The organism is Allocatenococcus thiocycli (genome assembly GCF_921292965.1).
GTDB lineage: Bacteria > Pseudomonadota > Gammaproteobacteria > Enterobacterales > Vibrionaceae > Vibrio > Vibrio natriegens.
In genome coordinates this window covers 136,004-157,818 of record NZ_CAKLCK010000039.1, presented here as the reverse complement: position 1 = coordinate 157,818, position 21,815 = coordinate 136,004, and the positions used below count along the sequence as shown (strand labels likewise).

Below are 21,815 nucleotides of genomic sequence, written 5' to 3'. Positions count from 1 at the left end.
CACGAGCACGCTTTCTACGCTCCCAAGGCTTCTATTTCGCTTGTCATGTTCATTCTCAAAATGAGAAAAAATAGAATTGTCAACATAACTAGTTGTTAAGTATTTGATTTTATTTAGGCACCATAATTGCTCTTTCTTGCATATGACCAACGTCCGGTTTAAGAAGGGGAACATTATGAGAACAGGGAAACTACTTGCGCTTTCTGGCTGCTGCTTATCACTTTCAGCGAATGCGCTCACGACCAGTGATTTTACTTTTGAATCTGGTAGTGACAGTTCAAATTATTCAGCAAAAGGTAAACCCGTTAATACCTATTCGGTTGCAGAATCTTTACCACAAGATGTGCTTAGCAACGTTTACTCTATGCTGCCAGAAGGCACACTCGTCAACAGTGCCTTTATTGCGCCAGAACGTTATTCCAGCATTGATATTGATGACGAACTGAATGGCGCGGAGTTCGCAACAGCAAAAGTCACCTTTTTGAATGAGGGAGCGGGGTATCGAAATACGCTCGGTTATTTCGTTTTTGATACGAACAATCCACCCGTCAATAAAGATGAAATCGAAGCGCACGTGATCATTTTTCCTAACACATCTAAAGCACCAGATGGGGAGATGCAAGAAGGCGACACGATCGATTTAAATGTGCAGCTCACCGCAGGTCAAACTCTCGCATTCTTTATTATTCCGAATGGCTGGGGGTGGTCTGGTTCGTATAACAACATCGCCAGCCTTGGCAGTTGGGGCACGCCGTTTTATAGCTTCTCGAGTCTGAACCCAGAGTCGACTTCAGAAAATCGTCGTCACAATGTGGCATTTATCGACACGCAAAATGAGTTTCTCGTGCTGGGTTTTGAAGATATTTTTCGTCCAGATGGCGACAACGATTTTAACGATTTGCTGTTTACTGTCGAAGTCAGCCCATTCACTGCCATTGATGGCGTCAACACCGATGGCTCCACAGATTCGAAGTACGAGCCACTAGTGCAGGAAAACAACCCAGAAGTCACGGTGACCTCGGTGTATCCAAGCTCAGATACCTACGCGACGATGGCGTTTGAAGATCGCTGGCCACTAATGGGCGATTACGACTTCAATGATGTGGTGTGGCGTTATCGTGTAACCGAGTTGCTAAATGGTCAGCGTGAAATCAAAAACATCACTTTTGATTTCACGCTGCAGGCGATGGGGGCAGGGTTCTCTAACGGTTTTGCTATTCATCTGCCCAATGTAGACCCAACCAATCTTGCGTCGACAGAACTGACACGAAATGGCGAACTGGTTACTCATCAAGTGGTGCAATCCGGTGGAGAGGCGGTGCTTGTGGTCTCAGAAAACTTGCGGAAAGACTTAGAAATATTGGGTGAGCTAGACAGCAGCTGCACTTTCTATCGCACTCAAAACGCGTGTATTGGCCAACAATCGTCTGATGTTCTTAATTATCAACTCACGGTTGAGCTATCGAACCCCGTGTCACGTGAGCAGGTAGGGTATCCGCCGTATGATTCTTTCATCTTTGCTTCTAAAGATTTGTACCATGGCGATTTTACTGCAACCCCTCCAGGTATGAGTTGGCAAACACACTTCAAATCCTTCGCGGGAACGAGTGAGATGAATAATACGTTCTTCAATCAGCACGACGATAATTCCGGTGGCTCTGAATCATTTTTGACGGACAACAACATGCCATGGGCAATCAACATTCGTGATGAATGGGATCATCCGGTCGAAAACGTCGACATCAGTAAAGCGTATAAAGCTTTTCCAACTTGGGTAACCAGCAGTGGCGAGTCAGACACTAAGTGGTATCAAGCCCCAACTGCTAACAAAGTAATTCCTGCGACTCAGCAGTAAGGAGCCTGACATGAAACATTCAACAAAATTACTTATCACTTCGTTGATTTCGGCGCTAACCGTGGCTTGTGGAGGCGGCGGTGGAGGTGGTGGTTCAAGCACTCCTCCTACGCCAGCAGTAGCTGAGGTGAGCGACAATACGGCGGATATCGTGGCGGAACGAGATTTCTCATTCGATATAGGTGAAAAAATTACTCTCTCTGTTAACTATACTGGCTCGAATGAGGGAGCTTTGCACCTGTACTCAAAAGCGGCGTATACCAGAGAGAATGGCACAGTGATTGCCGACCCAACCTCTCGAGTGACGACTGTTTATCCAACGGAGACGGAAGACGTAGAGCTAGAAGTGAACGGAAACTGGACGCACCTTTACGCTCAATGGGTACCGATGAGTGCCAAGGAGTCTGAGCAAAATTGGTCTATTGCGCTAAACAACATCAATAACAACTATCACCTTGATTTTTAGTGTGTGATTTTACGAATAATGGGGGCGCTCGCTTAAAAGGACTTAAGCGTTTTTTATAAAACTAGGGGAGCCAACAGAGCGCGTTGTGATAAATCGGCAACGCGCTCTGCTTTTTATCGACAAGAGCAAATCAAGGCGCTATTTAGCGCTTTGTAACTCTTCAAACCCACCTGCGTTATGCAGATTCGTGAAACCTTGAGATTGGAGATACTGATAGGCTTGCGCTGAACGGTTGCCGCTGCGGCAGTACAGAACGATCAATTGATCTTTATTGACGTCTTTAAAATGCTTATCCAGTTCAGACAAAGGGAAGTTCACCGCATTGTCTAAATGCCCTTCAGAGAATTCTTGCGGAGTGCGCACATCGACGATCATTGCGCCTTGCTCTATAAGCTGCCAACCTTGCTCTGCGCGCTCAGAAGCCGCGACGTTTGGAGCAAGTAAACCTAAGCTCAGCGTTGCAAGAACCAGAGAAATTACCTTTTTCATACTTTCGTTATCCTTATCAAACCAAGTGTGCCACTGCGTACTTTGCCCACCATCATAGATCCAATCAGAGTGATGGTGAATGAGAATTTCCAATAAAGGGCGTTGTTCAAACCAATAAAAAATTTTTATGAATTTGCCCCTTGAACTCCAATTTTTCGACCTTATTATTTTCAGCGTAAGCGAGCATACGACTCGCAACTTCATCTTTATGTTCAATTTTTGTCTTTTATTTTTTGTATTGAGTAGGAGGCACTCCAAATGAAAATTCGTCCTTTAAATGACAAGCTGCTTGTTGAAAGACAAGAAGTGGAAAATACATCAGAAGGGGGAATCGTTCTAACTTCTCAATCGGTTAAAAAGTCCAACCGAGGTAAGGTCATTGCAGTTGGTTTAGGTAAGCGTCTGGAAAATGGCGATCGCGCAGCGTTGGAAGTCAAAGTGGGCGACCAGATCATTTTCAATGACGGTTACGGTGTGAAAACCGAAAAAATTGACGGCGCAGAATATTTGATTCTGTCCGAGACTGATGTGTTAGCAATCGTTGAGTAATTATTTTTGTAGTAGTTTTTAAGGAGATAACCATGGCTGCAAAAGATGTGTTATTTGCTAATGACGCGCGTCAAAAAATGCTGAAAGGTGTGAACTTACTTGCGGATGCAGTAAAAGTGACACTCGGTCCAAAAGGTCGCAATGTTGTTTTAGATAAATCCTACGGTGCGCCAACCATCACGAAAGATGGGGTGTCTGTTGCGAAAGAAATCGAGCTGAAAGACAAATTCGAAAATATGGGCGCACAAATGGTGAAGCAAGTTGCGTCCAAAGCAAATGATGAAGCGGGTGACGGTACAACAACCGCAACGGTGTTGGCACAATCTTTCATCAACGAAGGTCTTAAAGCGGTGGCTTCGGGCATGAACCCAATGGATCTAAAACGCGGTATCGACAAAGCCACCGAAGCGGCGGTTGAGAAACTACGTGAAATGTCCAAACCATGCAGTGACAAAGAATCCATTACTCAAGTTGGTAGCATTTCTGCAAACAGCGATCGTGCGATCGGCGAAATCATTGCAGAAGCGATGGAAAAAGTAGGTCGCAATGGTGTGATTACCGTTGAAGAAGGTCAAGGCCTGGACAACGAATTGTCTGTGGTTGAAGGTATGCAATTCGACCGTGGTTACTTGTCGCCATACTTCATCACAAACCAAGAAAATGGCAGCGTAGAGCTAGATAATCCATACATTCTTTTGGTGGACAAAAAAGTCAGCAGTATCCGTGAGCTATTGCCAGTGCTGGAAGCGGTGGCAAAATCTTCTCGCTCACTATTGATCATTGCTGAAGACATCGAAGGCGAAGCGCTGGCGACACTGGTCGTGAACAACATGCGTGGTATCGTACGCGCAGCGGCCGTGAAAGCACCTGGGTTTGGTGACAACCGCAAAGCGATGATGGAAGACATTGCGGTACTAACTGCGGGTACCGTTATTTCTGAAGAAATCGGTCTAGAGCTAGAAAAGGCAACGTTAGAGCAACTGGGTAGTGCGAAGAAAGTTACTATCAACAAAGATACAACCACAATCGTAGGTGGCATTGCCAAAGCCGAAGCGATTGCTGATCGCGTGGCGTCGATTGAAAAACAAATGGAAACCACGACATCTCAATATGACAAAGACAAGCTACAGCAACGTATTGCGAAGCTTTCTGGTGGCGTAGCCGTGATCAAAATCGGTGCGGCAACCGAAGTTGAGATGAAAGAGAAGAAAGATCGCGTGGACGATGCGCTACATGCAACTCGTGCCGCGGTTGAAGAAGGTATTGTCGCTGGTGGTGGTGTGGCTCTAACTAAGATCGCGAAAGAATTGGCAGATCTAAAAGGTGAAAACGATGACCAAAACGTCGGTATCCGTGTTGCACTCCGTGCAATGGAAGAACCTCTTCGCCAAATCGCAGCCAACGCAGGTGATGAAGCATCCGTAGTTGCGAACGCCGTAAAAGCGGGTGATGCAGATTACGGTTACAACGCAGCTACGGGTGAATACGGCAACATGATCGAAATGGGCATCCTCGACCCAGCGAAAGTAACACGTTCTGCGCTTCAATTCGCAGCGTCTGTTGCTGGTTTGATGATCACCACAGAAGCGATGATCACTAACCACGTAGATGACAAAGAGCTTGATATCTAACGAAGTGAATCGTTGGTGATTAAGTCATTGTTATACAGCCATAACATTGCAAAGTTAAAGCGGGCTCAGATGAGTCCGCTTTTTTCTAATTATTTCAATCCAAGTATAGCGCCAAACAGGATCAAGCCCGCTCCACATGCTTGATTGAGTCGATGTTTCACCTTGAGCAGTAGCGTTTGTAGATATGGCGAGGTAAACAGTACCGCTACCATCGAGAACCAAATGCCATGCAACGCAATCATGTACGCCCCATAGATCAGAGCGTTGTTTTGGTTGTCCGCTTCAGGGTTGATTACTTGGCTAAAGATACTTAAGAAAAACAACATCGTTTTTGGGTTGAGGACGTTACACAAAAAGCCCTGAAAAAAGAACTGCCAATCAGGAGCACCCTCGTGTGCGGCTTGCCCTTCGGCTTGCTGTGATGGTGAAGCAAAAAGGCCTTTTAATCCGAGGTACACCAAATAGGCCGCACCTAAGTAACGGATCATACTAAACAGCCATTCATTTTGTGAAATTAAGTAACTGATTCCGAATAAAGAGTAGGAGATATGTATTGAGATAGCGAGGCTAATTCCGACTGCGCTCCAAATGCCCGCGCGTCTGCCTTGGTTAATGCTATTTTTTAATACCAACACAAAATCGGCTCCAGGGCTAATAACGATAAGTATGCCTAGTAACGCAAGGCTGAACAACTCCATGATGACTCCTGTTTATTTGTTGTTATGGACACACGAATTGTAGGCTGACAACTTGAAGACTATAATCGAAACAAATTCCAAAACCTGTGAGAATAATTCACACATGAGGCACCTAAAATCCTTTCAAGTTTTTCACGTAGCGGCGTCTTCATCCAGTTTTACAGAAGCGGCAGATAAGCTGAGCATTACTCATGGTGCAGTGAGTAAGCAGATCAAAGTGCTAGAGAGCTATCTCGAACAGCCTCTGTTTTACAAGCAAGGTCGAAATGTCTTTCTCACGAAAGAAGGGGAAATATTGAAAGGTTATACGCAGCAAGCTTTTCAGGCTTTGGAAAACGGCGTGAGCAAATTACAGCAACAAAAGCATCAATGCTTAGAGGTGTCGTGTGAACCAACCTTGACCATGCGTTGGTTGATGCCGCGGCTGTCTGATTTTAATGAGGGATGCGGAGCTGACGTTCGTTTGTCCACGGCTGGGGGGCCAGTAGCACTAGGTTCAACGGGGCTCTCTATGGCGATTCGTCGAGACGATTTTGAGCCACTGCACGAATACCCAAAAACGCTATTGGTTGAAGAGTGGGTGGGTCCTGTTTTCTCTCCAAATTATTGGCAGCAAGTTAAACAAGACGTGTGCAAAGTTAAGCTATTACACAGCAAAACCAGACCGGACGCTTGGAGAGAATGGATGGCAAGCGCTGAGCATCCAGAAATGCGTGAGAATACGCAGCAGACTTTTAACCATTTCTACTTTTGTATTCAAGCCGCGATAGATGGTTTAGGTGCTGCGTTAGGATCTTACCCTTTGGTGATGGATGATCTTGAGCGTGGTAATCTCATTGCACCTTTTGGCTTCACGTTATCAGGCTATGATTATGTTTTACTTCATCAAGATAAGGCTCTAACTCAATTAGAACGGAAGTTTGTGGATTGGTTGCAGGAACAAATAGCAGAATGCGTACCATCGTAATAAGAAATCAAGGAGCTAGCTGGTGAGATGCTCTCGCGTTGATTAAAGTTGATTGATAAGTCAGTGTTACTGAATTTGGATCTAGGAAATGGAAAACCTGAATATTGTAGAAATAAAGTCGTTTATACCAGCCAAGGATTATGAGCTTTCAAAGCAGTTTTATCAGGAAGCTGGTTTTGAGATGGCGTCCGATTTTGGTGACGTGGCGTACTTCTTCCGAGGGAAGCATGCTTTCCTTTTACAAAACTTTTATGAGCCGGAACATTGTCATAACTTCATGATGCATTTGCTGGTGGAGGACGTCCAAAGCTGGCACCAGCATCTGTCACAATTGAATCATGATAAGTTTGGTTCCCGTCTTACTGATTTGGTCGATCAGCCCTGGGGGATGCGTGAATGCTGTCTGTTTGACCCAAGTGGCGCGTTGTGGCGTATCGCTCAGAATGTCTAAGCCTTACAAGCGTGTATAGTTTGAAATCACTTGAGAGGAAGTGATTACTTACTTCTGAAAAATCTCATTTCATCAGATGCATTGCCTTGTTTCCGAGGGCATTTCACCAAACAGTTGTTTGTAACTTTGGCCGAACTGTCCGAGATGGAAAAAGCCAAAGTCAAAGGCTATCTCTGCGATGTTACGAGTTTCTTGAGGATTTTGCAGTATACGGCGTATCTGATTCAGTCGCATTCGATGAATAAATTGTTTCGGAGAAGTATCGCAGCACGCTTCAAATGTATATTGCAACGTTCGACGGCTCACATGTACAGCCTCACACAGTTCACTTACGGTAATTGGGGTTCTGTAATCCTGATTTTCCAAATATTGTCGAATGCGGTTCATCACAACTTGTCGCTGAGAGGATGCTTTTGGCGCGGCTTCTTGCTGCGAACTTAACGAAAACAGTTCCATCAGGACATCTTTAACGACCGTTTGATGCGTTTCGCACGACCATCGAGCCTGGTTGGGATCAAGTAATATGCCCAAGTAATATTTGAGTTGTTGAATGTGACGCTCGCTTAAGCCAGACAAGTAGAGCTCTTGCCCTTTAACATCGTCAAGCTCGAGTTGCTCTTTAAGCTGCTGAACAAAACCTTGCTTTAGCACCATGCCATAAATCGAAAAGGCTTCTGGCGTAATTAACTCAAAGTCTACTCCCCCTTGGCGAAGTAAAAGCTTGTCAGCATCAAGTTGTGAATGATTGATATGCAACGCTTTATCTTCAACGCTTATCCCAAGCCAAACCCCACCTTCCTCGACACGGCATTGCTGTCTCAGTGCACGGTTACTGTCTTCACGAAATACATGCACAGTGTTGAATCGTCGCTCTCTGATTTGCCCTAGGAAGCGCCCATTGCTGATTTGGTCATATTCCTGCTGCCAATTGACAAGGCTTGCTGCTTGTTGGTTTGCATCTTTTGTGGGATTTGTGCACAAAGTTGGTGCGGCCAAGATCTGTTCATCATTCATCATATTTACTTCCGATGCCTGTTTAGTGAATCAAAGTAGGGCAAAACATAGTTAACATACTGTTTAAAAACCCTTTTTTAACATTGCCGATTTTTGATAATCATCGGGAATGCATTTCGCTTTAATCCCTGTAGAAACTTATAGAACTATCAGCAAAAAAACTGCAAAAACTGAACCATGTAGTTGAAGGGGAAGAATCATGACCGCAACTTATCGTCGGCAACAAGGAAGTAAGGTGTATACCTTTGAGTCATTAGCAGACTTGATGGCGAAAGCTACGCCGGAGCGATCTGGCGATGCGCTGGCCGGAGTATGTGCCGAGTCAGCCGCAGAGCGCGTCGTGGCGCAAATGACGTTATCTGAGCTGCCTCTAAAAACCTTTCTAAACGAAGTCGTGATCCCGTATGAAAGCGATGAAATCACGCGCTTAATTATTGATACTCATGACCGTGAAGCCTTTCAACCGATCGAACACCTGACGGTAGGAGACTTTCGCAACTGGTTGTTGAGCGAACAAGCGGACAGTGTCACGTTAGCCAAAATTCGTCCCGGTCTAACGCCTGAAATGGTGGCGGCGGTCAGCAAGATCATGCGCAATCAAGACCTGATTTTGGTCGCGAAAAAGTGCCAGGTAGTGACGGCTTTCCGTAATACGATTGGTTTACCAAGCCGCTTATCCACCCGTTTGCAGCCTAATCATCCGACCGACTCTCTTAATGGCATAGCCGCGACGATCTTTGATGGTTTGATGTATGGCAACGGTGATGCGGTAATTGGCATCAACCCGGCAACTGACAATGTACCTCAAGCCGTCAAGTTGATGAAGTTGATGGATGAGGTAATTCAGCACTATCAAATTCCTACCCAATCTTGTGTTCTGACCCATGTGACCAACACCATAGAGGCGATCGAGATGGGTGCACCTGTCGATCTGGTTTTCCAGTCAATCGGTGGCACACAAGGCACTAACGACACCTTTGGCATCAACCTGGCTGTATTAAAAGAAGCGCACGAAGCAGCGCTTTCACTTAACCGAGGTACGGTTGGTAACAACGTGATGTATTTCGAGACCGGACAGGGCACGGCTTTGTCAGCAAATGCTTTTCACGGTGTCGATCAGCAAACCTGTGAAACTCGTGCGTATGCCGTAGCAAGGCAGTTTGACCCTTTGTTGGTAAACACTGTGGTTGGTTTTATCGGGCCTGAATACTTGTTTGATGGCAAACAGATCATTCGTGCCGGTCTGGAAGATCACTTTTGTGGCAAGCTTCTCGGGCTGCCGATGGGCTGCGATATCTGTTACACCAACCACGCTTATGCTGACCAGAATGACATGGATAACCTGCTTACGCTGTTGGGCGTCGCCGAGTGTTCTTTCATCATGGGCATTCCAGGCTCTGATGACATCATGCTCAACTATCAAACCACTTCATTCCACGACGCGTTATACGCGAGAAAAGTGCTGGGATTAAAGCCTGCGCCTGAGTTCGAACAGTGGCTTACCGACATGCAAATTTTCGAAGACGTCAATGAGGTGCGCTTAAACGATCGCATTTCTAATTCGTTTGCCGGCGCAATTTCACAGCTGAATAAGGGGCGTTCTCATGGGTAAAGTGGTTTCTATCTCAGATGGCGTAACAGCAAAAGTCGTGACACGTAATCCTTGGGATAAGTTACGCGAGTTTACTTCTGCGCGCATTGCATTAGGTCGCAGTGGCAACAGTGTTCCTACGGATGAGTTGCTCTCTTTTCAGCTCGATCACGCGCAAGCGATGGACGCAGTGCATTGTACTCTGAATGTAGACTGTCTGGTTGCTCAGCTATCCGACTCGTACTCGATTCTTGAACAGACACTTGAGCCGCCAGTCGTGGTGACAAGCAAAGTCACTGATCGATTCATGTATTTGCAGCGACCAGATCTAGGCCGCCAGCTTGATGAAGCGTCCTGGAACAAGCTTGAAGCCATTGGCAAGGAACACAATGCCGAGCTCGATTTAGCGATCGTTATCGCCGATGGCCTTTCTTCTGTCGCGATTCAGAACCATGCCTTACCTGTTATCAGCCGCTTAGTTTCGCTGATGAGTGGTGATGAAGAACACCAATGGAATCTAGCGCCTATCGCTGTTGTGAAGCAGGGGCGAGTCGCAGTCGGTGATGATGTCGGCGAGTGCTTTAATGCCAAAGCCGCGTTGGTTCTTATCGGCGAAAGACCGGGGCTCACTTCGCCAGACAGTATGGGCATGTACCTGACTTGGGGAGCGAAACGCGGCTCGAAGGACTCCGACCGAAACTGTATTTCTAACGTGCGACCGCAAGGGCTCAATTATGACGATGCCTGTCAGCGCGCATTCTATTTGCTTAAAGAGGCTCGAAGACTCCAGCTCTCAGGCGTGAACTTAAAGGACCGTTCTGCCATTGACGAAGAGAGAGGTGGCGACCTCGAAGATAAGCACAACAACAATTTCTTAATTTCTAAAATGTAGAGGGATTTACTATGTCTAATCATCAGGAATATCTGGCTAAAAGACAGTTAAAAAGAGGGACCGCAGGCTGGATTCTGCTTGCGGGGTTAGGTGTATCTTATGTTATCTCCGGTGACTTTGCCGGATGGAACTTTGGTATCGCTCAGGCAGGGTGGGGAGGCTTCCTTATTGCTGCGATTGCGATGGCGGTGATGTACCTAACGTTGGTTTTATCACTGGCGGAAATGTCGGCAGCGATTCCGGCTGCTGGTGGTGGCTATAGCTTTGCGCGTCAGGCAATGGGACCGACGGGCGGCTTTTTCACTGGTTTATCTGTACTTATTGAGTACGCGCTCGCGCCTGCTGCGATTGTGATATTCATTGGTTCAGCGGTGAATGAATTGATTGGTATTGATGGCCCTGTTGTCTACGCACTTTTTTATGCCGTCTTTATCGGAATTCACATGGCTGGTGTGGGTGAAGCGCTAAAGGTCATGATGGTTATTAGTGGATTAGCGGTGTTGGCCATTTTGGCGACCGCAGGTGTACTGATAGGTGACTTCGACATCAATAACCTGTTTGATATTGCTCCAGCAACTGCTCAGGCAACAGAAGCGTTACCATTTGGATGGTATGGTGTTTGGGCTGCACTGCCGTTTGCGATGTGGTTATTCCTCGCGGTTGAAGGGGTTCCTTTAGCGGCAGAAGAAGCGAAAAACCCGGCGAAAGACGTGCCAAAAGGCATTATTGGTGCAATGTTATTCCTTCTACTAACTGCGACTCTTGTGGTTGTGCTATTAGCTGGCGCAGTAGGTTCACAAGTTATCGGTGATAGTGCGGTACCATTGGTTGATGCACTGAAGCTGACAGGTAACCCGACTATTGCTACTGCCGTTAACGTACTTGGTCTGGCTGGTTTGATTGCGTCGTTCTTCTCAATCATTTACGGCTACAGCCGTTTGGTATTCGCGCTTTCTCGTGCTGGTTACCTGCCACAAAGCTTGTCACTAACAAGTGATAAGAAAGTGCCGACTCGTGCACTATTTGTTCCGGGTGTATTTGGCTTCTTAGTCTCGCTGACAGGTGAAGGTGATTTGATTCTGGCGATGGCTGTTGTTGGCGCAACCGTATCGTACGCTTTGATGTCACTAAGCCACATCTTGCTACGCATCAAGCAACCTGAGCTACATCGCCCATACAAAACACCAGGTGGTATTGTTACTTCAAGTATCTCGTTGGTGCTTTCTTTAATCGCGATGACTGGTGTTTATGCATTTGATCCTTCAGCGTTCTTTATGACCATGGGACTGTTCGTTATCGGTGGAGCGTATTACGGACTCTACAGCCGCAACAAACTGGTTGCGACTTCAGCAGAAGAAGAGTTTGCAATGTTGTCAGTGGCGGAACAGGAATTGGAAGCAGAAGGTGCTCGTTAAGTTCTTCTTAGTAGATACGATTGTAAATAACTAAAAGGGAGCCTTGTGCTCCCTTTATTGTTTTTAAATCCGTCTGAAAAATATTCAGCGAATACTGGCTGTTAGCGGTTCTTATACTTGTGTAATAAGTCCAGAGGGATATGGCAGTAATCATCCGGGAAGCGAGTTAGCCTGTCTTGGTGTTCGTCATCACTTGGTACGTAGTTGGTTAACTCACGTACTTCGACCACGATCTTGGCGGCATCTTCTCTATTTGCTATGTAGCTTCTTACTCTGTCGAGGTGTTGCGGGCTTTGGCTATACACACCCGTTCGGTATTTTTCACCGACGTCCTCACCTTGTTTATTGACGCTGTAAGGGTCGATGATTTCGAAGAAGTAACCCATCAAATCTTCGATAGATACTTGCGAAGGGTCGAATTGAGTGCGTACGCATTCCGCATAACCGTCGTAATCCGTGGCAGTGGAATTTGTCGTGCCGTTCGCGCGACCCGCTTCGGTAGCAATCACGCCGGGAAGGTGGCGCATAAATTCCTGTACGCCCCACAGGCAGCCGCCCGCAAAGTAAATCTCTTGCATAAATCTGTTCACTTAAAAGTTTGGCGCATTATGTCGTGGCATCAGAGTCAAGTGCAAGGCGCGACTTGCTAATCAGACCACAAGAGCATGTTTCTGGCGGTCGAATTAGTGACTTTCTGACCAAACCGCAAACTCATTGCCACTTGGTTCAGTAAAGTGGAATCGACAACCGCCGGGAAACTCAAAGATTGGGCGCAAAATATGCCCACCATGTTGTTCCACCTTGGACAAGGTCGCCTGAATGTCCGAACTATAAAAGACCAACAGCGCTGCGCCATTTGAGGTGTTACTGACAAGCGCAGATTTGAAGAATCCGCCGTCCAAACCTTGTCCAGAAAATGCGCTGTAATCCGGACCGTAATCGACAAATGACCAGCCAAAAACTTGCTCAAAGAACTGCTTTGTCGCACTCAAATCTGTACTGCCAAATTCTACGTAGTTTAATTTTTCGTGTTGGTGCATGGTGATTTCCTTATCGTGATGATCTTATGCAAACTGCTCGACAATGATGTCATCAGCACAGTCAACAAATAACGCGCCGTTTTGTTTCATTTCAGCAATCACATCATCAAGGGTATCTGGCAATACTGCGCGTGTCGAAGCAAGATTCACAACGACTTTAAACCCGAGATCTAATGCCTGCATCACCGATTTTTTTACGCAGAAATCGAGCGCTAAGCCACCGACAACAAGCGTATCGATGTCGTTACATTTCAGGAACTCATTCGCACCAGTCGTTTTGGTATCAGCAACGTCATGAAAGAAAACGCCGTATGGATGCGCGTCTGGATCCATGCCTTTATTGACTTGGAAATCATACTCCAGAACAGGCGGCAATCCGTCTAACAGTTCAACACCAGTCGTGCCGAGTACGCAGTGACGATTCCATTTCACGTCGACGTTTGGCAAACCAACGGGTTCTAACATATTGGCTGGCGTTTCTGCGTCCCAAGCTGCTTTAGGTGGGTGTAAGTCGCGACTTACCAATTTTAAACGACCCTTTGCGTGGTTTTTAAGTAGTTCCGGTACTATTTCAAGGGCGCCTGCTACGGGTAGTTCGTCAGGGCAAAGCTCACTGAACCCTTTTTCAGGATCCACATCGAATACCGCAGTGGTTTGATAGTTTACTCGAACAGTCATAGCAGACTCCTTGTCTGTCTGGTTGCCTGCGCTTATCCACGCAAACAGTTTTGGAAAAAAGTGACTTCGTCGCTCGTGAGTGTGTACACCATGGCTGGTTTACCACCTTTACCTTTGTTGGTGGAAGCGACTTTGTTGGTTGGTTTCAGTACGCCTGAGTCGATCAAACGGCGTTTGATGGTCATGCGGCTGATGTCTATCCCAAACTCCTGATAAGCAGAAATGATGTCGGCAACCAAAAACTCTTTGTCTAACGCGAACAGAAGTACGGACGTGTATTCGATAGAAGCACGCAACTTTTGCCAGGCTTTTTCGATGGTATTCTGATGGTCAAAAGCCAGAGTTTCCTCACCATCTAAGATGGCCTGCAGCGGGAACCACTTTAGGTGACATTCTGGAACGCCAGCGTTGTTTATTTGCTCAACATTGTTTCGGTCCACTAAGGCATAGTGGGTGATGTTTAAACTCCAGTCGTCTGGATCTCGCTTCGGATCACCATCAATAAACGCTTCACTGAAATGACGAGGGTAAGTATGGATTTTTTCTCGGCAAATACGGCGACGTGCCGCTTCGAAATTTTCATCCGCTGGGCGTCCGCCTTCATGGGTCAAATCTTTATCAAAGACAAATCCACCCGGCAATGCCCATACGCCATGGTATGGTCGGTTCGGATTTGAACGTTTAATCAGCAACACTTCCAATCCTTTATTGGCACAGCCAGAAAGTCTGAATGGAATGATGTCGACAGTTACGATCATGGTTGGGTCCTAATAATAAGTTGTAAGTAATCTAGCGCATAATAAGTGTTCGTTCAATGGGTAAGTAACGATTTGTTCGTAACCATTTTTGCTTTGTTGAGGGCTCAGTTTGGGTATGAGATTAACGATATTTTTGAGTTATTCACAACTGGTATCCGTTTTTTAAAGATAAAAACCTTATTAAAAAGAGTGGTTAGTAACAAAAGTTGACAAACTAATGATGGGTGTTTATTGTTTACGCAAATTAGTTAGTAACAAAAAGTTATATACTCAGGGAAGGGTATGTGGAAGGGCACCGAATGACAACCAATCTATTTTCTTCTCGCATCATCCAAAGTGCTTTGGACTTTGATGTCTACAAAGTGAACATGATGAGCGCTGTTGCCGCTCTGTATCCTGATGCGATGGTGTCATACAAATTTATCGTTCGTAGTGAAGAAGATCTGTCTGATTTATTGCCTGAGGTAGAAGCTGAAATCCTTAAGCTTCAAGACCTTCGTTTTACAGACGATGAAATCAAGTACATGAAAAGTGTCGCTCCGTATCTCAAGCCCGAGTTTGTCGATGCATTACGCCACTTCCGCTTTAATCCACAAAATGATGTGTCGCTGCACAATAAAACGATGCCAGATGGTTCCAGCCAATTACGGATCACGATCAGTGGGTTGTGGAAAGAGACCATTTTGTACGAAACCATTATCATGAGTATCGTTTCTGAAGTTCGCAGTCGTTTGCGTTGGTCTGATATTCCGTTAAAGCAGTTCCAGACGGTATTGCAAGATAAAGTTAGTTATCTTAAGTCGGAGCTGAAGCGTCGTAATATCTCGAGTTTCAAATTTTCCGATATGTCGACTCGACGTCGTTTCTCCTTCGAGGCACAGCGAACCATGCTTGAGTATTTGTGTCAGGAGTTACCCGATTGTCTAACGGGGACCAGCAACTACCATTTAGCGCGTGAAATGGATCTCACCCCGATTGGCACTGTGGCTCATGAGTGGTTTATGGGGCATCAGGCGTTAGTGAATGTCCGTGACTCGCAGAAAATAGCGTTGCAACGTTGGCAGGAGATGTTTAATGGTGCGTTAGGCATTGCACTGACGGATACTATCGGTATTGATGCTTTCCTTAAAGACTTTGATGAAGAGCTCAGTAATGCCTACTTTGGCGTGCGCCACGACAGTGGTTGTCCGTATGCTTGGGGCGAAAAAATGATTGAGCACTATCGATCTTTGGATATCGATCCTAAGACCAAGACTCTGGTATTTACCGATGGTCTTAATTTTGAACAAGCGTTAGACATTTGTGAGCACTTTCAGGGTCGAGTTCAGGTTAGCTTCGGTATTGGTACTTTCCTGGCAAACGACATGGGCGAATATATTAATGATAAAGGCACGGCTTATAAGCCTTTATCCATGGTAATTAAAATGGTCTCCTGTAACGATTCGCCTGTCGCGAAAATTAGTGACGAACCAGAGAAAGCGATGTGTGAAGACATTTTCTTTTTGATGAATCTAAAGCGCCGCTTTGAACAGCCTTTAGATTTAGATGAGTGCCGTGATCTCATTGATCGCTTAGAGAATGAAGGGCAAAACTATTTGATTGATGCCTAATCTCCATTCTATACCTTCTTTGATAACCACCCTCTATCGTGTCGACAAAAATTAGTTAGGCTAACGTAGAGGGTGATTTCGTTATAGTATCTTTACCCAACGTTACCCACAGCGAGTTCGCTTAACTGTGTGTCTAACTGCTTCTTGATGACTTTGGGCTTCAACGTAATAGCTTGAATCAGGAGTGAAAAATGAATTTAGTTGTACATTTGCAGAAGAAAGCAATAAGAAAATACGGCTATGAAATGGCAACTCGTCAGGCTTGGAAATGTGGGATCAAAGCCAACTTGGTGAGACGGGTAATCGGCCTGTTCAAAGGGCAAATCGTGTGCGTAGTTGAAGGCTGCCGCGCGGAGTTATCTTCACCGATCAATAATCCGCTCCATGATGAAGAAAAGCAAGGTCGCTATGTTTTTGTCGGTGGTGTTTGCTGGGAACCAAACAACATTATTGCCCCGGGATTTCCCGATTTTATGTTTATGCACGTGCGTAGCATGAGTCACCGACATAAATACTTATCAGACGATGAACTGTTCCTCAGTTTAGCCTGATCCTCAGTATCAATCAGTTTCACTTAATGAGATTGCATCAGTGATAGGTTTCGTTGATGCAATGTCGGCGCAATTGACATCCAGTTTGTTTTTTCTTTACGAACTCTTAAAAAAACGCCGTTTTTTAACTCTCTAATGACAGAGGGCTTATGTTCGCCTGATGTGAATTTATTTTCCCGACTTACTATACCGGTCATAGAATAAACTATGCTGGGATGTAAACCATGAAGACTAAATCTATTGCAATTGCGGCAGTGGTTGTTGCTGTATTAGCAGGCTGTAAGGAGAAGACGCCGCCAGCTCCGACTCAAGCCAATATCACATTGATTGAAGCCGTTACAGAAACAGTAAAGAATCCTCATCAAGTATGTAAGGATGTAGTGGTGACACAGCAAGTTGCACCTACCGATGACAATAAAATTCTTGGCACCGTTGGTGGCGCTGCGGCGGGAGCGGCTCTCGGTAACCAGATTGGTGGTGGCTCAGGTAAAATCATTGCAACCGCAGCAGGCACGATTGCTGGCGCATTAACTGGTCGTAAGATCCAGGAAAATGTGCAAAAAGGCGATGTGGTTACGACGACTAAGCAGCAATGTCACACCGAATATACGACATCAGAAAAAGTAGTGGGTTATGATGTCACCTATGAAGTCGCAGGTGCGCCAACAACGGTTCGTCTAGCAAGTAAGCCAGCGACGAAAAGCTTCCCAATCCAAGGTGGCAATGTGGTTCTGCCACAGTAATTGGACCTCAGATTAAACAGAATCCCCTTTGCCTTTTGGGCAAAGGGGATTTTTAGTTTCAGGTAACCTGAGCCTGTTGTTGCTCCAACTCCAGGTTGGCTTGCATTTGAGCCTGTTGTTTTCGCATGCGGCGCTCTCGCTTAGACAGCCAAATCAAAGGTACGAGAATCATAACCGTGCCGATGGCCATGAAAATATCCGGCACTTCGTCAAACCAAATAAAGCCAATCAGGGCTGCGCCAATCAAGCCACTGTATTCTGCGCTGGCAATCTTATTACTCTCTATCGAACGGTACGCAAGTACACAAGTTGCCGCATATATCATGATGAACAGGCTGGAACCTGCCGCGACTGGAAAAGCACTCCAATCCCAAGGTTTATCTTCAATGAAAACAAGTAACAGTGCGACTGGAATACCCGCTAGATTCGTCATCAGCAAAGTGTGCATCACAGACTGTTCTCTTGGCACTTTGCGAATGAGCAAGTTATTGACCGCTATACATACTGCGACGACAAACGCTGAAATCGCTGCCCACTCGATCTGATCAGGACGAATAATCACTAACACGCCAAGGAATCCCATTATCGCAGCGGCGACAGATTGTTTCGAAAGCTGCTCTTTGAAAAACAGTGCGGCAATAGGCAACATCATCAAAGGAGCGGCATAGAAAATAGCGTTAGCCGTCGCGAGCGGTAAAGATGAGATCGCAAAGACCATGAATATTGCGCCAAGTAGCCAGACATGGGCACGAATAGCATGCCACTTAAACCCATGCATTAATTGGCTTGGTCGATTAAACAAACAAAAAGGTAACAGAAAAAGCACAGCAGAAACTTGTCGAAATAAGACGAACTGAAACACTGGCACCTCATTCCCGACACTTTTAATCAAAGCGTCTGAGATAACCGCAATTAGGTTTCCAAAAATTAATAGCAGCATGGCTGCTCCGACAGATGTAACTTTCACTTTTTATCTCCTCATTCTTTGCGCAAGAGTAGGTGATGACATAGGATGAAGGGAAGTGATATTTATTAGTTTAAGTATGAGATTTTTAGATAATGAAATTACCTCCGCTTAGAGCGGTTCACTGCTTCGAATCTGTGGCGCGAAATTTGAGTTTTTCGATTGCCGCTGAAGAGCTCAATGTGACGCAAAGTGCTGTGAGTCACCAGATCCGTTTACTCGAGGATTACCTCGGGGAGTCGTTGTTCATTCGCCAAGGTAGAAAGCTCTCTTTGTCTGATACTGGCACGCAATATCTGGAAGACATCAGCCCTGCAATTACTGCCATCGCAATGGCGAGCCAGAAGGTTCGTGAAGGTGAGAAGGGCAGTATTCGTTTGGCGATTTATAGCTCGCTAGCGGTAAAATGGCTGATTCCACGTTTGTCTGATTTTAAACGCTTACATCCCGAGATTGAACTTACGCTTAACATGATGGCGGGAGACCCAGAGCAAACTGAGAGTGTTGGAGATTGTTTCATCACGGTGCAAAAACCAAAGCGAAATTATGTCTCTGTTCACTTATATAAGGACATTTTATATCCGGTTTGTAGCCATAAATTATGGAAAGAGATGCAAGAAATGCCGATGCCGGAAGCGTTTTGGCAGTATCCACTTCTCTCCACCGACTCTGTTTATCGCGAGCGTGGAAAGGATTGGTCTGAGTGGTGTAAGGCGGGCGGATTTACTTTGCCAGGTAATGTCGATATGCAGCATTTTAGCCATATGCTATTAGCGATAGAGGCTGCGCGTTATGACCAAGGTATCGCATTTGCAAACGACTTTATGCTTAACGAACGAGATATCGCACATGACTTGGTTTATATCCCATCTCACGGTTTAGATACTGGCGATAGCTTTTACTTTGTTCATAAGAAAAGCCGCGCTAAGCAAGCCGAGATCATAAAGTTAACCAACTGGTTGAAGCAGCAGTGCATGTAGATACAGAGAGGCCTTTAATTCCAACCCACGATTTAAGCGGATCGCGGGGCATTTTGCTTGATCTGACATGAAAAAACCGAGCAGGAGTCTGCTCGGTTTGAGTACTTTTTCACAACATAATAGCGCTTATTGCTGTTTGATTAGGTTGTAATTATTAGCAAGTTCGCCTGTTACTTTTTCACCGTTCATGTCTAGCTTCATTAATACGTTCTCGCCGACAAAGTACTGGTTCGGTGCGTCTTCGTTGGTTAACGTTACCGTGCTGCCACTTTCATCCCAGCTGAATTGACCTTCTGACTTGAATTGGCCATCTTCTTTGCCTTGGTAGCTTTGCTCAAGCAGGTAAGTACCGTCTTGATTTAGAGTGATAGTGATATCAATACCAGAGCAGTCTGCACATGGAAGTGTACCTTGGTAAGTGCCATTCCAATCAAGAGCGTTGCTTGCATTGTGTTGAGTGTCGACAAATGTTTCTGCTGAAATGCCTTGTTCTTCTACTGCTTGCTCTTCTGGCGCTGGCATTGCGTCAGTTGCTTCAGCGACTTGCACTTCTTCTACTTGAGGCGTTTCTACCGCAGTCATTTCTGCTGGTTTTTCGTCTTGACAGCCCGCAAGAATAATAACCGCACTCGTTACTGCCAACATTGTCTTTTTCATTTTATCCCTCTTTCAATAAAGATTATGTATGCCGTTAATGTTAGCCCCACTTATGAAATTTACGTCATAACAAAGCAAGGGAATGATATCGTTGTGTCAATAAGAATCAGTTACTGGCATGAAAATGTCAGAACAATCAGAGCAGTGTAAAGCTATTGCGTCTTATGGGTTTATTGCGTATTTATTTTGCACAAGTATCAAAAGTGTCACTAATTTAGACTGTTTCTCCTTATAAGACGCTTCCTGTTTTTTCTCTAACTACGATTTTTGCAAACTTAGCTTTATGGCATATGCCAATAATGTTGTTGGCGTATGCCATAAACGGGCGTAACGTGTATGCCAATAACCTGTTTCTTGGAGTTATTGGGTTTGTTGAGAATTAAGAGGAATGGCGATGGCTAGGCCAAAAATAGAACGGAAAATATGCGGGCGAGCTGCCCATCACTGTTTCAAGCCAAATGGTGTGCCGTTTCAGCAATTGGAACAAGTCAACATACTGCCCGAAGAACTCGAAGCACTGCGTCTCGCTGATTTAGAAGGATTAAGTCAACAGCAAGCCGCCGATCAAATGGGTATTTCGAGACAAACTTTTGGCAACACGGTAAAAAGAGCACGATTTAAAGTCGCAAAAAGTTTAGTTGAAGGTCATGCACTGGTTTTTCCCAATGAGGAGTCGAACTTATGATTTATGCTGTTCCTAATGATGGTGAGCGCGTAGCCAACCACTTTGTCAAAGCGCCCTATATCGCTATTTATTCCGATGAAGACGGAATGCTGCAAAATTTAGCTAATATTGCTGCGATGCCACAGTCTGGCTGTAAAGCAAAATCTCAGATGATCCAGTCATTGGATCAGTACAACGTCGATGCAGTTCTGATTCGTAATATCGGTGCACGAGCACTGGAAAAATTACTGCGTAATGGAAAGCAGGTATTTCGGTTGTCTACTCGTAGCTCTATAGAAGACGTTTTGGGCGTTGCCAGAACACCGCTGACCGACGCGTCTCAAGGTCGACCTTCGGCCAATCACAACAAAAAAGATGGTTGTGGATCATGTGGTTGTGGTGGTAAACAATCCAAACCGTCAATCTTGAGCCGCCCGAAACCGCCTCGCGAGTTGTTAGCACTGAAAACCAGCCCCGCTATACTTAGTTTAATGGCTTCAGATAACAAGGTTGGTTAGCATGGTCTGGGTATTTACCTTTGTTGGTTTTCTCCTAATTATTTTATTGATGTCTCTTGGTGTGATTTTCCACAACAAGCGCATTCAAGGCAGCTGTGGTGGCCTGAATAATGTTGGTGTCGATAAAGTGTGTAACTGTGAAACCTCGTGTTCTGAATCTCAACGTCGCTTGTATCAAATTTCAGAGCCACACTCGTCATCGGAGCATTACAACAAAAATCCAATCGGATAAAGCGAGTTTAAACTTGTCTGTTCCTCTTCTAATGCTGAGTTATATTAAATGCATTTAATTGCATAAAAGTTGTCGTGGTTGTCTAAATTTTGATCTAGGGTTTTGTTGGTCTGTGGATTTCGGTCTACGCTTAAAATTCGTGTTAATAAAGGAGAACCAATATGGCTGTAATGAAGCAGGATATTCCACATCGCGTGACGGTTTATCATGACAATCTTGATCAAGAAATAGAGCTGAAAAATGCGATGCTGCCAGAGAAACCACGTTACTTTAACGGTTCACCGACTTACAAAGCGGAAAGTGTCGAAGAGTTCGAAAGTAAAATCAGTCAAATTGGATTGTCGCTCGATAAATAGCTCCGAATACAAATAAAAAATGCGCCCTCGACATGAGGGCGCTTTT

At 45.3% G+C, this 21,815-nt stretch carries 26 protein-coding genes; 17 read left to right on the top strand and 9 right to left on the bottom strand.

Annotated elements, in window-relative coordinates; translation table 11 throughout:
* Nucleotides 1-175: 175 nt before the first annotated feature.
* Together L9Q40_RS16050 and L9Q40_RS16045 are read left to right on the top strand one after the other, a co-directional pair.
* The gene (locus tag L9Q40_RS16050) at nt 176-1,855 is read left to right on the top strand and encodes an LruC domain-containing protein (protein WP_498793923.1); all 1,680 of its coding nucleotides are present in this window, start codon (nt 176-178) and stop codon (nt 1,853-1,855) included.
* A gap of 10 nt (nt 1,856-1,865) precedes the next feature.
* Nucleotides 1,866-2,321, top strand: coding sequence for a hypothetical protein (locus L9Q40_RS16045; protein WP_498793922.1), 456 nt, complete (start codon nt 1,866-1,868; stop codon nt 2,319-2,321).
* 138 nt (nt 2,322-2,459) lie between these two features.
* On the opposite strand, the gene L9Q40_RS16040 is transcribed toward L9Q40_RS16045, so the two are convergent.
* The gene (locus L9Q40_RS16040; RefSeq protein ID WP_329354679.1) at nt 2,460-2,810 is read right to left on the bottom strand and encodes a rhodanese-like domain-containing protein; all 351 of its coding nucleotides are present in this window, start codon (nt 2,808-2,810) and stop codon (nt 2,460-2,462) included.
* A gap of 258 nt (nt 2,811-3,068) precedes the next feature.
* Here L9Q40_RS16040 and L9Q40_RS16035 point away from each other — a divergent pair, with 258 nt between their 5' ends.
* Together L9Q40_RS16035 and groL are read left to right on the top strand one after the other, a co-directional pair.
* Nucleotides 3,069-3,359 (top strand): co-chaperone GroES, encoded by a 291-nt coding sequence (locus L9Q40_RS16035; protein ID WP_498793921.1) that lies wholly within the window; start codon nt 3,069-3,071, stop codon nt 3,357-3,359.
* A gap of 32 nt (nt 3,360-3,391) precedes the next feature.
* A complete protein-coding gene (groL, locus tag L9Q40_RS16030; RefSeq protein WP_065303267.1) occupies nt 3,392-4,990 on the top strand; it encodes a chaperonin GroEL in 1,599 nt (532 codons plus the stop codon).
* A gap of 89 nt (nt 4,991-5,079) precedes the next feature.
* On the opposite strand, the gene L9Q40_RS16025 is transcribed toward groL, so the two are convergent.
* The gene (locus L9Q40_RS16025; protein ID WP_498793920.1) at nt 5,080-5,688 is read right to left on the bottom strand and encodes a LysE family translocator; all 609 of its coding nucleotides are present in this window, start codon (nt 5,686-5,688) and stop codon (nt 5,080-5,082) included.
* Between the two features lie 103 nt (nt 5,689-5,791).
* Here L9Q40_RS16025 and L9Q40_RS16020 point away from each other — a divergent pair, with 103 nt between their 5' ends.
* On the top strand, nt 5,792-6,655 hold the full coding sequence (locus L9Q40_RS16020; RefSeq protein ID WP_498793919.1) for a LysR family transcriptional regulator: 864 nt from the start codon (nt 5,792-5,794) through the stop codon (nt 6,653-6,655).
* A gap of 88 nt (nt 6,656-6,743) precedes the next feature.
* Nucleotides 6,744-7,106, top strand: a complete 363-nt coding sequence (locus L9Q40_RS16015) for a VOC family protein (protein ID WP_330470773.1) — start codon at nt 6,744-6,746, stop codon at nt 7,104-7,106.
* 72 nt (nt 7,107-7,178) lie between these two features.
* On the opposite strand, the gene L9Q40_RS16010 is transcribed toward L9Q40_RS16015, so the two are convergent.
* Nucleotides 7,179-8,123 (bottom strand): helix-turn-helix domain-containing protein, encoded by a 945-nt coding sequence (locus L9Q40_RS16010; RefSeq protein WP_498793918.1) that lies wholly within the window; start codon nt 8,121-8,123, stop codon nt 7,179-7,181.
* Between the two features lie 196 nt (nt 8,124-8,319).
* Here L9Q40_RS16010 and L9Q40_RS16005 point away from each other — a divergent pair, with 196 nt between their 5' ends.
* The 3 genes from L9Q40_RS16005 to eat are packed head-to-tail and all read left to right on the top strand — an operon-like array spanning nt 8,320 to nt 12,018.
* Nucleotides 8,320-9,732: an ethanolamine ammonia-lyase subunit EutB gene (locus tag L9Q40_RS16005; RefSeq protein ID WP_498793916.1), complete on the top strand. Its 1,413-nt coding sequence runs from the start codon at nt 8,320-8,322 to the stop codon at nt 9,730-9,732.
* Nucleotides 9,725-10,603, top strand: coding sequence for an ethanolamine ammonia-lyase subunit EutC (gene eutC, locus L9Q40_RS16000; protein WP_498793915.1), 879 nt, complete (start codon nt 9,725-9,727; stop codon nt 10,601-10,603). The genes L9Q40_RS16005 and eutC overlap by 8 nt, the downstream gene beginning before the upstream one ends.
* 11 nt (nt 10,604-10,614) lie before the next feature.
* A complete protein-coding gene (eat, locus tag L9Q40_RS15995; protein WP_014233610.1) occupies nt 10,615-12,018 on the top strand; it encodes an ethanolamine permease in 1,404 nt (467 codons plus the stop codon).
* Between the two features lie 101 nt (nt 12,019-12,119).
* On the opposite strand, the gene L9Q40_RS15990 is transcribed toward eat, so the two are convergent.
* The 4 genes from L9Q40_RS15990 to L9Q40_RS15975 form a co-directional block, all read right to left on the bottom strand.
* The gene (locus L9Q40_RS15990; protein ID WP_118120708.1) at nt 12,120-12,596 is read right to left on the bottom strand and encodes a peptide-methionine (S)-S-oxide reductase; all 477 of its coding nucleotides are present in this window, start codon (nt 12,594-12,596) and stop codon (nt 12,120-12,122) included.
* Nucleotides 12,597-12,701: 105 nt separating this feature from the next.
* Entirely contained in the window at nt 12,702-13,058 is a 357-nt protein-coding gene (locus L9Q40_RS15985) for a VOC family protein (RefSeq protein WP_498793913.1), read from the bottom strand.
* A gap of 24 nt (nt 13,059-13,082) precedes the next feature.
* Nucleotides 13,083-13,736: a nicotinamidase gene (locus L9Q40_RS15980; protein WP_065297885.1), complete on the bottom strand. Its 654-nt coding sequence runs from the start codon at nt 13,734-13,736 to the stop codon at nt 13,083-13,085.
* 32 nt (nt 13,737-13,768) lie between these two features.
* Nucleotides 13,769-14,494: an NUDIX domain-containing protein gene (locus tag L9Q40_RS15975; protein WP_014233614.1), complete on the bottom strand. Its 726-nt coding sequence runs from the start codon at nt 14,492-14,494 to the stop codon at nt 13,769-13,771.
* Between the two features lie 299 nt (nt 14,495-14,793).
* On the opposite strand from L9Q40_RS15975, the gene pncB reads away from it, so the two are divergent.
* The 3 genes from pncB (at nt 14,794) to L9Q40_RS15960 (ending at nt 17,398) form a co-directional block, all read left to right on the top strand.
* Nucleotides 14,794-16,104, top strand: a complete 1,311-nt coding sequence (pncB, locus tag L9Q40_RS15970; protein ID WP_498793912.1) for a nicotinate phosphoribosyltransferase — start codon at nt 14,794-14,796, stop codon at nt 16,102-16,104.
* Between the two features lie 191 nt (nt 16,105-16,295).
* On the top strand, nt 16,296-16,655 hold the full coding sequence (locus L9Q40_RS15965; protein WP_264908268.1) for an acyl-CoA synthetase: 360 nt from the start codon (nt 16,296-16,298) through the stop codon (nt 16,653-16,655).
* 224 nt (nt 16,656-16,879) lie between these two features.
* The gene (locus L9Q40_RS15960) at nt 16,880-17,398 is read left to right on the top strand and encodes a glycine zipper 2TM domain-containing protein (protein WP_498793911.1); all 519 of its coding nucleotides are present in this window, start codon (nt 16,880-16,882) and stop codon (nt 17,396-17,398) included.
* A 58-nt stretch (nt 17,399-17,456) separates the two neighbouring features.
* On the opposite strand, the gene L9Q40_RS15955 is transcribed toward L9Q40_RS15960, so the two are convergent.
* Nucleotides 17,457-18,365 (bottom strand): DMT family transporter, encoded by a 909-nt coding sequence (locus L9Q40_RS15955; RefSeq protein ID WP_498793910.1) that lies wholly within the window; start codon nt 18,363-18,365, stop codon nt 17,457-17,459.
* Nucleotides 18,366-18,457: 92 nt separating this feature from the next.
* Here L9Q40_RS15955 and L9Q40_RS15950 point away from each other — a divergent pair, with 92 nt between their 5' ends.
* The gene (locus L9Q40_RS15950; protein WP_498793909.1) at nt 18,458-19,342 is read left to right on the top strand and encodes a LysR family transcriptional regulator; all 885 of its coding nucleotides are present in this window, start codon (nt 18,458-18,460) and stop codon (nt 19,340-19,342) included.
* Between the two features lie 126 nt (nt 19,343-19,468).
* Here the strand turns inward: L9Q40_RS15950 and L9Q40_RS15945 are convergent, their stop codons facing one another.
* Nucleotides 19,469-19,999: a copper resistance protein NlpE gene (locus tag L9Q40_RS15945; protein ID WP_014233620.1), complete on the bottom strand. Its 531-nt coding sequence runs from the start codon at nt 19,997-19,999 to the stop codon at nt 19,469-19,471.
* Between the two features lie 394 nt (nt 20,000-20,393).
* Here L9Q40_RS15945 and L9Q40_RS15940 point away from each other — a divergent pair, with 394 nt between their 5' ends.
* The 4 genes from L9Q40_RS15940 (at nt 20,394) to L9Q40_RS15925 (ending at nt 21,769) form a co-directional block, all read left to right on the top strand.
* Nucleotides 20,394-20,684 (top strand): DUF134 domain-containing protein, encoded by a 291-nt coding sequence (locus tag L9Q40_RS15940; protein ID WP_014233621.1) that lies wholly within the window; start codon nt 20,394-20,396, stop codon nt 20,682-20,684.
* Entirely contained in the window at nt 20,681-21,181 is a 501-nt protein-coding gene (locus tag L9Q40_RS15935; RefSeq protein ID WP_498793908.1) for a NifB/NifX family molybdenum-iron cluster-binding protein, read from the top strand. Before L9Q40_RS15940 ends, L9Q40_RS15935 begins: the two co-directional genes overlap by 4 nt.
* A 1-nt stretch (nt 21,182) precedes the next feature.
* Nucleotides 21,183-21,413: a (Na+)-NQR maturation NqrM gene (nqrM, locus tag L9Q40_RS15930; protein WP_014233623.1), complete on the top strand. Its 231-nt coding sequence runs from the start codon at nt 21,183-21,185 to the stop codon at nt 21,411-21,413.
* A gap of 161 nt (nt 21,414-21,574) precedes the next feature.
* Entirely contained in the window at nt 21,575-21,769 is a 195-nt protein-coding gene (locus tag L9Q40_RS15925; protein ID WP_014233624.1) for a hypothetical protein, read from the top strand.
* Nucleotides 21,770-21,815 lie beyond the last annotated feature (46 nt).